Genomic DNA, 12,614 nt, shown 5'->3' on the forward strand with positions numbered 1-12,614 from the left:
GCGGGCTTGAGCGCCTTGGTCTTGGCGAAGTCGTTGTAGCCGAGCACGTCCTGGTCCTGGCCGCGGAACTTGTAGTTGGTGGTCAGCGCCACGTTGCCGGTGAGCTGGGCGCTCGCCAGCAGGGGCATGAGGCCCAGGGCGGCGACAGCCACGGTAGAGGCGATTCGGCGGTGCATCATCGAGAGACTCCTCGGTCAGTTTTGAAATGGTTGGATACCGTCTCAAAGCAGGGAGCGTGCCAAATGTTCCAATCCGCCAGCGGCGGAGCCTGGGACAGGTGCATGACCGCGTCATGAACAAGAATTGTGCGCACCATCTTGGTGAAAGGGAGCGAAATGAGTCTGTCTTTGGTGCAAAGCCGCGCCTTGCTCGGCCTGGAGGCCGCCAGCGTCACGGTCGAGGTGCATCTGGCCAACGGTCTGCCCAGCTTCACGCTGGTCGGACTGGCGGATGTGGAGGTGAAGGAGGCGCGCGAGCGGGTGCGCTCGGCCATCCAGAATGCCGGCCTCGAATTCCCGAGCAACAAGCGGATCACGGTCAACCTGGCGCCGGCCGACCTGCCGAAGGACTCGGGCCGCTTCGACCTGCCGATCGCGCTGGGCATCCTCGCGGCCAGCGGCCAGATCGAGGCGCCGCGGCTGGCGGGCCACGAGTTCGCCGGGGAACTTTCACTTTCAGGGCATCTGCGGCCCGTGCGTGGTGCGCTGGCGATGGCGTTGGCCCAGCGCGGACGGGCGCCCGCGGTCCGGCTGGTGCTGCCGGCCGAGAGCGCCCAGGAGGCCGCACTGGTGCCGGACACGGAAATCTACGGTGCACTGCACCTGCTCGATGTGGTGCGTCGATTTCTTCCGCCGGCCGAGGCGCCGGCACCGGAGGACGATGGCTGGGCGCGCATCCGGCCCGCGCTCGCGGTGCCTGCAGCGCCGCAGCCCGACCTGGCGGAGATCAAGGGCCATGCCGCCGCCAAGCGCGCCCTGGAGATCGCGGCGGCCGGCGGCCACAGCCTGCTGATGGTGGGACCGCCGGGCTCGGGCAAATCGATGCTGGCCCAGCGCTTCGCCGGCCTGCTGCCGGCCATGAGCGTCGAGGAGGCCCTGGAGAGCGCCGCAGTGGCCAGCCTGCAGGGCCGCTTTGCGACCGCGCACTGGATGCGCCGGCCGACCTGCAGTCCGCACCACACGGCGAGCGCCGTCGCACTGGTCGGCGGCGGCACGCCGCCGCGGCCGGGTGAGATCTCGCTGGCGCACCACGGCGTGCTCTTTCTCGACGAGTTTCCGGAGTTCGCCCGCAGCGCGCTGGAGGCGCTGCGCGAACCGCTGGAGACCGGCAGCATCACGATCGCGCGGGCCGCTCGCCGGGCCGAGTTCCCCGCGCGCTTCCAACTGGTCGCGGCGATGAACCCCTGCCCCTGCGGCTACCTGGGCTCCTCGCTCAAGGCCTGCCGCTGCACGCCCGACCAGGTGGCGCGCTACCAGGGCAAGCTCAGCGGACCGCTGCTGGACCGGATCGACCTGCACATCGAAGTGCCGTCGGTGACGCCCGCGCAATTGCTGCAGGCACCGCCCGGGGAGGCCAGCGCCGACGTGCGCACCCGTGTCGTCGGGGCGCGCGAGCGCGCCGTCGCGCGGCAGGGCAAGTCCAACCAGGCCCTGCAGGGCGCGGAGATCGACCGGCATGCGGAACTCGACGCGGCGGCCCTGCAGTTCCTGCACACGGCGGCGGAGCGGCTGGGCTGGTCGGCACGCAGTACGCATCGGGCGCTCAAGGTGGCGCGCACGATCGCTGACCTGGAGGGCGCCAAGGCGGTGGAAGCGGCGCACGTGGGCGAAGCCGTGCAGTACCGCAGGGCATTGCGGACGGCCTCTTAGCGTTGCACGCAACGGGAAGGCATGCGCGTGCGCCTACGCCGGGCAGCTTCCCGCCTTCGGCGTGCGCAACAGCGGCCGCCCCGCCGCGATGCCGGTCGGCTGGCCGCGATCGACGGCCAGCTCGCCATTGACCAGCACCGTCACCACGCCTTCGGACAGCAGCGCCGGCTGCGCGTAGGTGGCCCGGGCCGCGAAGCGCGCGGGATCGAAGGCCACCAGGTCGGCGTAGTAGCCGGGGCGCAGGTAGCCGCGCTTGACCAGCCCCAGCGTGTCGGCGGTCAGCGAGGTGCTGCCACGGATGAACTGCGCCAGGCTCAGCGCGTGCTCCTTGACCACGTACTGGTCGTACTTGCGCGCGAAGGTGCCGTAGGCGCGCGGGTGGCCCTCGGAGGAATCGGACGAGGTCATGACCCAGGGCCGCTTCATGAAGGCGCGCACATCGTCGTCGCTCTGGTTGAAGGAGGCGATGTGCAGGTCGGTGTCCTTCAGCACCGCGATGGCCGCATCGACGGGGTCGGCCTTCGCGGCTTCGGCCACCTGCGCCAACGTCCTGCCCACGTACTTCGTGCTGCCGGCCGAGAACAGGATCGCCTCGGGCCCGCCGCGCAGGCGCAGGTTCTCGCGCATGCCGGTGCGCAGCCGCTCCTGCTCGGCCGGGTCGTCGAAGCGCTTGAGCAGCGCCGCGCGCCCGCCGTCCAGTGCCCAGGGCGGCACCAGCGCAGCGGAGAAGCGCGTGCTCGACGCGGTCCACGGATAGTGGTCGGCGGTGATGTCCAGGCCGCGGACGCGCTCGGCCTCGATGCGCCGGATGATGTCGCCGCTCTGGCCCTGCACGTCCACGCCCAGCGCCTTGATGTGGGCCACGTGCACCGGGAGCTTCGCCTCGCGGCCGATGCGGATGACCTCGTCGATCGACCCCTTGAGCCCGATGTTGTACATGGACTCGTCGCGGATGTGGCTGTCGTACAGACCGCCATGGCGCGCCGCCACCTTGGCGAGCTCGATCACCTCTTCCGTCTTCGCAAAGTTCTGCGGGTTGTAGAAGAGCCCGGTCGACAGGCCCAGCGCGCCCTCGCACATCGCTTGCGAGACATGCTTCTTCATCACCTCCAGCTGCTCGGGCGTCGGCTCGCGCTTCGCCTCGCCCAGCTGGTCGATGCGCACCGGCCCGAAGCCCACGTACATCGCGACATTGGTGCCCACGCCGCTGTCGCGCAGCCGCTTCGCCTGCGCGGCGATGTCGAAGCCGCCGAAGCCGTCGTTGCCGATCACGGCGGTGGTCACGCCCTGCGTCAGGAAGGGGATGTTGAGCCGCTTCTTCGGGTCGTCGGTGAACAGGTCGCGGTCCGCATGGGTGTGGGCATCGATGAAGCCGGGCGCCACGATCAGGCCGGTGGCGTCGATGGTGCGGCGCGCGCCGAAGCGCTGGCCCGCCGCCGGCCGGCCGACGAAGACGATGCGGTCGCCCACGATGCCGACATCGCCGACCACCGGCCTGTCGTCGCTGCCGGTGTAGACGGTGCCGCCGCGAAGGATCAGGTCCAGCTCGAGCGGCGCTTCGGCCGCATGCAGGGCTGGCGACGCGCAGACGACTGCCGCGACCACGGCCGCGGCGAGGCGTCGAAGAGCGGATGGAGCGGACGATGGGCGAAGGACGGGCATGGGATGAAGGACGAAGAACGGCGGCAGGATGGCCGGCCGCACCAGTCTAGGAGCGGGACGCCGCGCCGTCGTATCGCATTTGCGCCAAGGGCCATGACGGCAATGCATGGGTGGCTTGGCGCCGCCTCCTCCCTCTGGAGGAGGCGGCGAAAGATGACCGTCCCCTACGATCTGCGGGCTGTCCACGACAGGGAGAAAAACCATGTGCCACCCTCCCCTCGCCCGCCTGATGGCGGCTTCGCTGCTGGTGGCCGCATGCGCGGCGCAGGCCTCCGACCCGCCGGGAGCCGAGTACGCGATCCGATGGGACCCCGCAGAAGGCGGGCCCTCATCCGCGGCGCAGACCTTTGCCAAGCTCGAGGTCACCGCCGACAAGAAAGGCGACTACGAGGTCGGCTACCGCCGCCCGTCCGCACCGCCGCCAGGCCTGCCCGAAGGCTTCGCCCCCATCGTCCGGGAGCGCTGGAAGACCGGCCCGAACAAGAAGGAGTACGAGCTGACGTACAAGCAGCGCGGGCCGTCGCCCTCGCCAGCCACGCCCACGCTCGATCAATGGCCCTGCCCCGTCGGCAAGACGAAAGACAGGAAGGACGAAGTGGACGTGTCCTTCCGCAGCCTGAACGACGCGGCGCGCGCCTACTCGCGCAGCTGCACGGTGGAGTCGAAGACCGCACCGCCGCCCGTGCCCGCGGCGCTCAAGGCGCCGCCCGCCAAGTGCACGAGCACGATGACGCGCCTGAAGCGCGGCGAGCTCACCGTCGAGGAATGGCACCTTCGCTCGGGCCGGACCCTCATCGAGGTCTCGCGGTCCGGCGCCGCCACCGACCAGGACTTCGCGAGCTTCCAGGCCGACGTGGCCAGGAAACTGATCGAAACGCACGGGATCAAGCCGCTGCAGGCCAGCATGACCGAGCTGGCAAGCGCCTGCGGCACCTGAGCGCCCGCCGGCGCTCAACGCTTGAAGCGCCCGCCGCTGATGATGGACAGGTCGACGTAGTCGATGCCCGTGTGGTCCTGCGGCGAGTAGTTGATCTCCAGCCCGCCGCCCGCGTCATAGCGAAGCTCGTTGAGCGTCGTCAGCAGCCTGGCGCGCGTGGGCTTGGGGCCGGTGCGGCGCAGCGCCTCCACCAGCACCTTGGTGGCGACGAAGCCTTCGAGCAGTGCCGGCGACAGCTCGATGTCGCCCCTGGTTTTCGCCAGGTCCGAGGCTTCCTTGATCAGCGGATGCGCCATCGCGCGCTCGGAGGGCAGCACCTGCGTGACGATCACGCCGCCGCTGGCGTTGCCCAGGTCCTTGATGAAGCCCGAGGCCGCGTTGTTCGACAGCGTGATCACCTGCGCCGCGGAGCCCGTCGCGCGCAGCGCCTTGATGCCTTCGCTGACCGCCGTGCCCGAGCCGATCCACAGCACGGCCTGGGCGTTGGCGGCCGCGATCTTGGGCACGATGGCCGAATAGTCCGGCTTGCTGCGATCGGCCAGTGCCAGCGCGACCGGCTTCTGCCCAGCCTTGTCGAAGCCTTTCATCGCGCCTTCCATCACGTCCTTGCCGAAGGAGTCGTCGGCCTGGACCACGGCGATGCGCTGCATGCCCACGGTATAGAAATGCGCAACCGCCCGCTCGGCCTCGCGCTGGTAGGTGGAGCGCACGTTGAACACGTGCTTCTGCACCGGCTTGTGCAGCGACATCGCGCCGGTGGAGGGCGCGATCAGCGGCGTGCCGCTCTTGTCCAGCAGCGGGATCACGGCGAGCGCGTTGGGCGTGCCGCGGTTGAGCAGCAGCGCCAGCACCTTCTTCTCCTCGATCAGGATGCGCGAGTTCTCGGCGGAGCGCTTGGGGTCCAGCCCGTCGTCGAGACGGATGACCTCGATCTTCTCGCCGTGGATGCCGCCCTGCGCATTGACGTGGTCGATGACCAGCTGCGAGCCGGCGATGGTCTCCTTCACGCTGGCCGCCACCGGCCCCGACATGTCGGCCGACTGCCCGATCAGGATCTGGGCCGCCGCGTTCGCCGCGCCCAGGGCCAGCACAGCGGCACAGCAAAGAACTCGCACGGACTCCATCGGGCTGCTCCTCGAGCGAAGGCCGGGCGTGAAAGTGCGCGGCGCCATTTGTGTTGAATTGTTACGGACCTCCGCGCCATCGCCGCGAGAACAAACCCTTGAGGAAATCGTCTTAGTTTTCGCCCCTCGGCACGCTCACTGCGCCTCGATGCCGAAGGCGCGGATGCGCTGGGTGATCACCTCGAACTCGCGCCGGTAGGCATCCGCGAACTGCTCGGGCGTGGTGTTCATGATTTCGAAGCCGCGATCCACCAGCACCGGGCGCACGTCCTCGGCCATGACGATGGCGCGGATCTCCTCGGCCAGCCGCTGCACCGTGGCCGGCGGCGTGCGTGCCGGCGCCAGCACGCCGAGCCAGACGTTGGTGTCGTAGAGCGGATCGGTGAAGCCCAGCTCGCGCAGCGTGGGGACCTGCGGCAGGGCGCTCGATCGCTCGCGCCCCAGCACCGCCAGCGGCACCAGCCTGCCGGCCTGCACGTGCTGCTTCGCGCTCGCCACCGAGGACAGGCCGATGCTCACCGTCTTCGACAGCAGGTCGGTCACCACCGGTCCCTCGCCCTTCTGCGGCACGTGCACCATGCCGGCCTTCAGCTCGCGGTTGAGCGACTCGCCGGCCAGATGCCCGAGCCCGCCCACGCCCCAGGACGCATAGCTCAGGCTGGCGGGCTTCTGCGCGGCGAGCCGGCGCAGCTCCTCGATGCTCTTCGCAGGCAGGTCGACGTTGGCCGAAACGAGCGCCGGGCTGCGCACGACCTGGGTGACGAAGGCGAAGTCCTTCTGCGGGTCGTAGGGCAGGGTCTTGAACAGCGCCGTGTTGTTGATCTGCGAATCGGTGATGGTCAGCAGCAGCACGCTGCCGTCGGCCGGCGCGCGGGCCACCTCGGCCGCGCCCGGGGCGCCGGCGGCGCCGGGCTTGTTGTCCACCAGCACCGGCTGGCCCAGGCGCTTCGCGAGGCGCTCGCCGACCAGGCGGGCGACGAAGTCGGTCGCGCCACCGGCCGGATAGGGCACCACCAGGCGCACGGGCTTGGTGAAAGGCGCCGGCTGGGCGGGCGCGACGAGCGGCATCGCGGCCAGACAGCAGGCCGCCATCCAGGTTCTGAACATCGTGGGTCTCCGGTGGTGATGAAGTGCGTTGCTCAGGCCTGCTCGGCCTCGACGGCCTGGGCCAGCAGGCGGCGGAACTGGACCAGGGCGGCATCCATCGCCAGCGGCAGCATGGGCGCCTCGGGCCCGCGCTCGATGTTGCGGGCCTGCGCGGTGATCATGGCGCGGTCCTCCTCGAAGGCCACGAGCAGGCCGTCGTGGATCATCTGCGTGAGCCATTCGCCGCCCAGCGCCGCACGGTGCGACTGCTGGAAGAAGTAATGGGTGCTGGTCTCGGTCTCGGGTGTCAGCGTCTGGCAGCTGTGCAGCTCGACCGCGCGGCGCATGTCGCCCTCCGCATCGCCGGTGGGCCGGCCGCCGGAGTGCATCAGCAGCGTGCCGGGCAGCAGAAAGTCGTAGATGAACCAGCGGTCCACATGGCCGCCGCCGAAGTCGCGTGCCCGGGCCCAGTAAGCGGGCGGCGGCACGTTGCGCACCTTGCGGCTGACGCGCAGTCCGCGCGGCACCTTCTCGATCTCGGGCCGCACCTGCGCGATCGCGGTGGAGTTGCCCAGCGTCTTCTCGTGCACGTAGCTCAGGTGCGAGAAGTCCAGCAGGTTGTCGCAGATCAGCAGCTGGGGCGTGTCGTAGTGCAGGTAGCCCGGGATGTTGCGCCAGTCGGGGTGATCGCAGGAGAAGTTGTCGGGCAGCAGAGCGGTGTCGGCCCGGGCCGGATCGCCCATCCACACGAAGACCCACTTGTGACGCAGCGCCACCGGGTAGCTGCGCACGCGGGCCTTGGGCGGCACGCTCTCCAGGCCCGGCACCTCGACGCAGGCACCCTCGGCGTTGAACTTGAGGCCGTGGTAGCCGCAGCGCACGCAGTCGCCTTCCTTGCGGCCCTTGGACAGGGGCGCGAGGCGGTGGCAGCAACGGTCTTCCAGTGCGACGATGCGGCCGTCCGCGCGGCGGAACAGCAGCAGCGGCTCGCCGAGCACGGTGCGGTTGAACAGGCCGTCGGCCGGAATCTCGTGGTCCCAGGCGACCACGTACCAGCAGTTGCGCAGGAACATGCGCGCGTCTCCATCGGTTGTGTGTGGGCCGATGGTGGCGCGCAGGCGGCTTCCCTCGCGTCCCCTGCGCAGGGGACAGGCGCAGCGCTCATGGGAGCACCTTCGCCTTTGGCTGCGGTGTGAGCGCCTTCGGGCGGCCGGGCGGCGCTCAGGCGGCGAGGCGCACGAGCTCCGCGCGATCGTGAATGCCGAGCTTCAGGTAGGCGCGCTTGCGCAGCGTGATCACGCTGGAGGCGGCGATCTCCAGGTCGGCCGCGATGCCGTCGGCCGTCATGCTGCAGGCGATGCGCGCGCAGACATCGAGCTCACGCGCACTGAGGCCGGCCTCGCGCGCATCGAGCCGGGCACGCGCCAGCGCGACGCGGCTCGCCATCTGCCGCGCGGCCGCGCCGGTACCGACGGCGTTGCGGTGCACCTGGCGCAAGAGCGGCGCCACGGCCAGCACGCGCTCGATCTCCTGCTCGCCGAAGGGCCCGCTGGCCTCGCTGCGGTAGAGATTGATCGAGAAAGCGGTGCCCGGCGCCGGCGTGAACAACAGCGTGAGCCGGTCCGACAGGTGCTCGCGCTCGTAGATCCGGTGGCGCCAGGCCGAATCGGGGATCTCGCCCGCACGGAAGCGCAGCGCCGTCACTTCCGCGTTCTCGCCGTGCCGCGCGCGCATCTGCCCGGCGATGCGGATCGCGTCGTCGAAGACGTAGAAATGGCGGCGGTACTTGTCGAAGCACTGGCTGGTGACGTTGCGCAACGCCGCGCCGTAGGCATGCCCTTCCAGCAGCGCCGGCGGATCCGCCATGTGCGAGACCAGGCTGATGTATTCCACCGGCAGCAGCGCGTTGAGGAAGTGCAGCATGGCGCGCGTCGGCTCGGCCTCGCGCGGCGCCTCCAGCAGCAGCGAGACCGCGCGCAGGTCGAGCGTGTGCTGCGGGGCGACGGCGGGAATGCTCCATGTGGCGGGCATGGGGCATTGTCCCGCCGCCTCCCGCCCGCATGAAGACGCCGCGGCTCGGGACAAACCCGTGCCGCGGGCCGGCTCAGAGCAGCCCGCGCCCGGCCAGGTTGCGCATCAGCGCGCCGATGCCGAAGGACCACCGGGCCGCCTGGTCGGAATGCACGACGCGGTTGTCCAGCGCACCCAGCTCGGGCGCCGAGATGGTGACGCGGTCGCCCACCACGTGGGTGAAGCCCTGGCCGGGCCCATGGCGGTCCTGCGTGGGCGCGAACATGGTGCCGAGGAAGAGCATCAGCCCGTCCGGATAGGCATGGTGCGGACCGATCGCCTGGCCTACCAGGTCGAGCGGGTCGCGGCTGATCTTCGCCAGCGAGCTCGATCCCCCGAGCACGAAGCCCTCGGGCCCGGTTACGCGCAGCGCCACCGTGATGCGGCGCACCTGCTCGATGCCGAAGTGCTCGTCGAACAGGCGTATGAAAGGCCCGATCGCGCAGGAGGCGTTGTTGTCCTTGGCCTTGCCCAGCAGCAGCGCGCTGCGGCCCTCGAAGTCGCGCAGGTTCACGTCGTTGCCCAGGGCTGCGCCCAGCGTGCGGCCGCGGCTGTCGACCGCCAGCACCACTTCGGGCTCGGGGTTGTTCCAGACGGAGTTCGCATGGATGCCCACGTCGGCGCCTGTGCCCACCGCGGCCAGAACCGGCGCCTTGGTGAAGATCTCGGCATCCGGGCCGATGCCGACCTCCAGATACTGGGACCATGCGCCCTGCGCCAGCAGCACCTCCTTGACCTGCGCGGCCTGCGGGGAGCCGGGCACGATGCCCTGGAGGTTGTCGCCCAGCACCTGGCCCAGCGCCCGCCGGATGGCCTCGGCCTTGGAGGCGTCGCCGCGCGCCTGCTCCTCGATCACGCGCTCCAGAAGGCTTTCGACGAAGGTCACGCCGCTGGCCTTCACCGCCTGCAGGTCGCAGGGCGCAAGCAGCCAGGGCCGCGCGGGATCGCGCTTCGCCTCGTCGCTGTTGCCCAGCGCCATGTCGAGCGCCGCGATGCGCGGCGCATCGTTGTCGCGCAGGGCCTGGCGGACTGCGCCCACCGGATCGTCGAGCTCCAGCAACTGGCTGACGGTGGGCGCCAGGCGCGACAGCTCATGCAGGCCGCCGTCGTGCACCGCCACCACCGTGGGGCCGACATCGGGTTGCCAGAGGCGTCCGACCAGGGTCGCCCGATTGGCGTCGTGGGGCAGGCTTGCGGAGGGCGAGAGGGTGGCGGGCATGGGGTCTCCTGGGAATGGAGGTGACCGATGCGGCCGCCTCCGAGCAGTGCATCGTAGCGGCCGGTGCCGCCATTCGGGAAAGCGCGACCGGCGCCCGCGATGCAGTCGTCAGCCGATCGCTCGCCTAGCGCGCAAGCGGGCCACGACGGCCGCGATGGGCTTGACCTTTCCCGCAGCCACCTGTTGAAGTTATTGCGGTCCAAAGAGTTCGCCCCAACTCGCACAAGCCCGCGCGGGTTCGGGCCGCTGAGCACCTTGTTCCGCGATCCAAGCGTTGAGACGGCGCCGCATCGTCCGCTCGAACAACGGGGGAACCAGCGCGATCAGAAGCATGACTGGATAGGAAGCCGGCAGGCGCGGGCTCTCCGCAAAGCCGCGAAGTTGAAAGTACGGGAGCGAGGGGCGGACGTGATGGTGCCCGTGGTACGCGTGATTGAGGCGCTGTGCGTAGATCAGGAAGGGGTCGATCGCAAACCATCGCCGCTGCACGTAGAGAGCACACCAGCTCGCGGGCAGGGCGCGTGATGTCTGTATTCGTCCGCCGAGATCCAGGCCAGGAAGGCGTCATGGCTGTCGAACAGAACGGCCATTTCGTACAGGCCGACGCCGGTCATCTTGAGTCTGCGGACGACACCAAGCGCATTCTTGCCCGGCAGTCGGATGACTTCGAACCCCAATTGGCCGCCGTCGATCGGGCCGACAAGGGAGGAACTACAGATCGTCGAGTGCATCGGATTGCGCCTCGATGTGGTCGCATTGCGCACATGGCAGCGCTTCAACGCAGGCTGGCACGGCGTCGACGCGCCACGTGAGCGCCTGCTCAAAGTCGCAGTGGATGCAGTACTTGATGCAGGCCGCGAACCCTTGTCGGCAGTTGGCACAGACAAAGTCATCGTGGAGTTCGTTGACTTCGATCAACTCGAAGCCATCCGATTCGGCATGCCCGCAGTGGGGACAGGTTATTTCCATTCATTTTTCGGCGCTTGGCGAGGTGCGCCCTTCTCCCTTGACCCTTCCGATCCGATACAGCCTCTCACCTGGATCGACCAGGCTGCCTCGCCTCACGGCCGTGACGCACGCAAGGCATGCAATGCCAGCGAGGTCATATTTGTGAATTCGGAGACATTGAAATTCAAGCCGTCCGAACCGGCTTGCCGCCGTTGTTGTCATACAGGGTCATGCACCCGTCCAGGCATCCCGAGCAATCGAAGAAGTCGTAGCCTCGGTCGCCGAGCTTGTGCATCGTGGTGTCAGATCTGCAGGGTCAATCTGACATGGCGCCTGCCGCGCCGGCAGCTAGTGCGGCGCCGCGCGCACACGCGCCACCGCCTGCGGCAGATCCTTCCAGGCCGGCTCCTGCGGCGCGAAGCGCGCCCGCATGTAGCCCGCGAGCTCGGCGATCTGCGCATCGCTCAGCGCCTCGCGGAAAGCCGGCATGAAGCCGATCTCGCGCGTGGCCGGTTCGCGCACGCCGTCGAGGATGGTGCGCAGCAGGTTGTCGGGGCGGGCGCCGGTGAGGTTGCTGTTGAGGGCGAGCGGCACGTTGGCGCCCAGCAGCGTAGGGCCGTCGCCGTCGTGGTGGCAGGCCGCGCAGGCGCTGTCGAACATGCGCTGGGCCGGGCCAAGCAGCCGGGCCCGGGATGCTGCCGCGTCGGCGACCGCGCGTTGCGCCTGCGTCCTGGCGACGGCCTCGCTGGTCTGTGCGTTGAAGGAGGCCAGATAGGTCGCCATCGCGCGGATGTCCGCATCGGGCACGGCAGCGAGTTCGCGCACGACCTCCGCCATCGGACCACCCGCGATGCCATGCTGCGGGCTGTGCCCATGGCGCAGGTAGCGGTAGAGCGCCTCGGCATTCCAGGGCACCACCGACTTCGAGGCCAGGGCCGTGAGCGCCGGCGCCTCCCAGCCCTCCACCATCGCGCCCGAGAGGAAGGCGCTGCCGCCCTGCTCCGCGCCCAGCGCATTGCGCGGCGTGTGGCAGGCGCCGCAATGGCCCAGCCCGTTGACCAGATAGGCGCCGCGGTTCCATTCGGCGCTCTGTTGCGCGACCGGCTGCATCGGCGCCGGGTCGTGGAAGAGCGCGTTCCAGCCGGCCATCAGCGCTCTGATGCCGAAGGGGAACTTCAGATCGGAGGGCGGCGTGGGCGCATGGACGGCGGGCAGCGACATGAAGTAGGCGTAGAGCGCCTGCAGGTCGTCGTCGCTGGTCTTCGCGAACGCGGTGTAGGGGAAGGCCGGGTAGAGGTAGTGGCCGTCGCGCGAGATGCCCTCGCGCATGGCGCGCTGGAAGGCGCTGAAGGACCAGCGGCCCAGGCCCGTCTCGGCATCGGGCGTGAGGTTGGTCGTGTAGATGGTGCCGAAGGGCGTGTCCATCGCGCGGCCGCCGGCGTTGGGTGTGCCGCCCGCGGCCGTGTGGCAGACGGCGCAATCGCCGATGGCGGCGAGGGTGCGGCCGCGCTCGATGGTGGCCTGGCTGTAGACGGGGGCGCTGAGGGTGACGGGCGCGATGGTGGAACGCCAGCCCAGGATGCCGGCGATGACGCCCAAGCCACCGATCACCAGGGCACTGGCCGTGGCCCAGAAGGTTTTGCCCCTTCCCCCGCTGGGGGAAGGTTGGGATGGGGGCACGGCGGCCTCTGCCTTCGGCG

11 protein-coding genes and 1 pseudogene are annotated in these 12,614 nt (G+C 69.7%); 2 read left to right on the forward strand and 10 right to left on the reverse strand.

From position 1 onward, the window contains the following. Positions 1-179: pseudogene (locus A8M77_RS37585) on the reverse strand (TorF family putative porin); the annotation flags it as partial. A gap of 156 nt (positions 180-335) precedes the next feature. On the opposite strand from A8M77_RS37585, the gene A8M77_RS34330 reads away from it, so the two are divergent. Then, positions 336-1,868: a YifB family Mg chelatase-like AAA ATPase gene (locus A8M77_RS34330; protein WP_086925952.1), complete on the forward strand. Its 1,533-nt coding sequence runs from the start codon at positions 336-338 to the stop codon at positions 1,866-1,868. Between the two features lie 33 nt (positions 1,869-1,901). Here A8M77_RS34330 and A8M77_RS34335 read toward each other — a convergent pair whose 3' ends face one another. Then, the gene (locus A8M77_RS34335; protein WP_238137078.1) at positions 1,902-3,473 is read right to left on the reverse strand and encodes an N-acyl-D-amino-acid deacylase family protein; all 1,572 of its coding nucleotides are present in this window, start codon (positions 3,471-3,473) and stop codon (positions 1,902-1,904) included. A gap of 259 nt (positions 3,474-3,732) precedes the next feature. On the opposite strand from A8M77_RS34335, the gene A8M77_RS34340 reads away from it, so the two are divergent. After that, on the forward strand, positions 3,733-4,467 hold the full coding sequence (locus A8M77_RS34340) for a hypothetical protein (protein ID WP_143694880.1): 735 nt from the start codon (positions 3,733-3,735) through the stop codon (positions 4,465-4,467). Positions 4,468-4,481: 14 nt separating this feature from the next. On the opposite strand, the gene A8M77_RS34345 is transcribed toward A8M77_RS34340, so the two are convergent. The 8 genes from A8M77_RS34345 to A8M77_RS34375 all read right to left on the reverse strand — a co-directional run. Beyond that, complete coding sequence (locus A8M77_RS34345) at positions 4,482-5,591, reverse strand: ABC transporter substrate-binding protein (protein ID WP_086925954.1); 1,110 nt, start codon at positions 5,589-5,591, stop codon at positions 4,482-4,484. A 135-nt stretch (positions 5,592-5,726) separates the two neighbouring features. Further along, complete coding sequence (locus A8M77_RS34350; protein WP_086925955.1) at positions 5,727-6,698, reverse strand: Bug family tripartite tricarboxylate transporter substrate binding protein; 972 nt, start codon at positions 6,696-6,698, stop codon at positions 5,727-5,729. A 32-nt stretch (positions 6,699-6,730) separates the two neighbouring features. Beyond that, positions 6,731-7,750 carry an aromatic ring-hydroxylating dioxygenase subunit alpha gene (locus A8M77_RS34355; protein ID WP_086925956.1) on the reverse strand — a complete coding sequence of 340 codons (1,020 nt, stop codon included), beginning with the start codon at positions 7,748-7,750 and terminating at the stop codon, positions 6,731-6,733. Positions 7,751-7,898: 148 nt separating this feature from the next. Further along, complete coding sequence (locus A8M77_RS34360) at positions 7,899-8,708, reverse strand: helix-turn-helix transcriptional regulator (protein WP_086925957.1); 810 nt, start codon at positions 8,706-8,708, stop codon at positions 7,899-7,901. A gap of 73 nt (positions 8,709-8,781) precedes the next feature. Further along, a complete protein-coding gene (locus A8M77_RS34365; RefSeq protein ID WP_086925958.1) occupies positions 8,782-9,966 on the reverse strand; it encodes a fumarylacetoacetate hydrolase family protein in 1,185 nt (394 codons plus the stop codon). A gap of 452 nt (positions 9,967-10,418) precedes the next feature. Further along, positions 10,419-10,697 (reverse strand): hypothetical protein, encoded by a 279-nt coding sequence (locus tag A8M77_RS35870; protein ID WP_143694881.1) that lies wholly within the window; start codon positions 10,695-10,697, stop codon positions 10,419-10,421. Beyond that, positions 10,678-10,884, reverse strand: coding sequence for a hypothetical protein (locus A8M77_RS34370; protein WP_143694882.1), 207 nt, complete (start codon positions 10,882-10,884; stop codon positions 10,678-10,680). The genes A8M77_RS35870 and A8M77_RS34370 overlap by 20 nt, the downstream gene beginning before the upstream one ends. 378 nt (positions 10,885-11,262) lie before the next feature. Beyond that, positions 11,263-12,614 (reverse strand): c-type cytochrome (locus A8M77_RS34375; protein ID WP_143694883.1); only part of this gene is annotated, 1,352 nt, incomplete at its 5' end.

This window comes from Variovorax sp. JS1663 (assembly GCF_002157355.1).
GTDB lineage: Bacteria > Pseudomonadota > Gammaproteobacteria > Burkholderiales > Burkholderiaceae_C > Variovorax.

Coding starts and splice junctions, on each gene's coding strand:
- A8M77_RS34365 (WP_086925958.1), bottom strand. CDS start 9,966: ATGCCCGCCACCCTCTCGCCCTCCGCAAGCCTGCCCCACGACGCCAAT.
- A8M77_RS34360 (WP_086925957.1), bottom strand. CDS start 8,708: ATGCCCGCCACATGGAGCATTCCCGCCGTCGCCCCGCAGCACACGCTC.
- A8M77_RS34340 (WP_143694880.1), top strand. CDS start 3,733: ATGTGCCACCCTCCCCTCGCCCGCCTGATGGCGGCTTCGCTGCTGGTG.
- A8M77_RS35870 (WP_143694881.1), bottom strand. CDS start 10,697: ATGCACTCGACGATCTGTAGTTCCTCCCTTGTCGGCCCGATCGACGGC.
- A8M77_RS34330 (WP_086925952.1), top strand. CDS start 336: ATGAGTCTGTCTTTGGTGCAAAGCCGCGCCTTGCTCGGCCTGGAGGCC.
- A8M77_RS34355 (WP_086925956.1), bottom strand. CDS start 7,750: ATGTTCCTGCGCAACTGCTGGTACGTGGTCGCCTGGGACCACGAGATT.
- A8M77_RS34350 (WP_086925955.1), bottom strand. CDS start 6,698: ATGTTCAGAACCTGGATGGCGGCCTGCTGTCTGGCCGCGATGCCGCTC.
- A8M77_RS34345 (WP_086925954.1), bottom strand. CDS start 5,591: ATGGAGTCCGTGCGAGTTCTTTGCTGTGCCGCTGTGCTGGCCCTGGGC.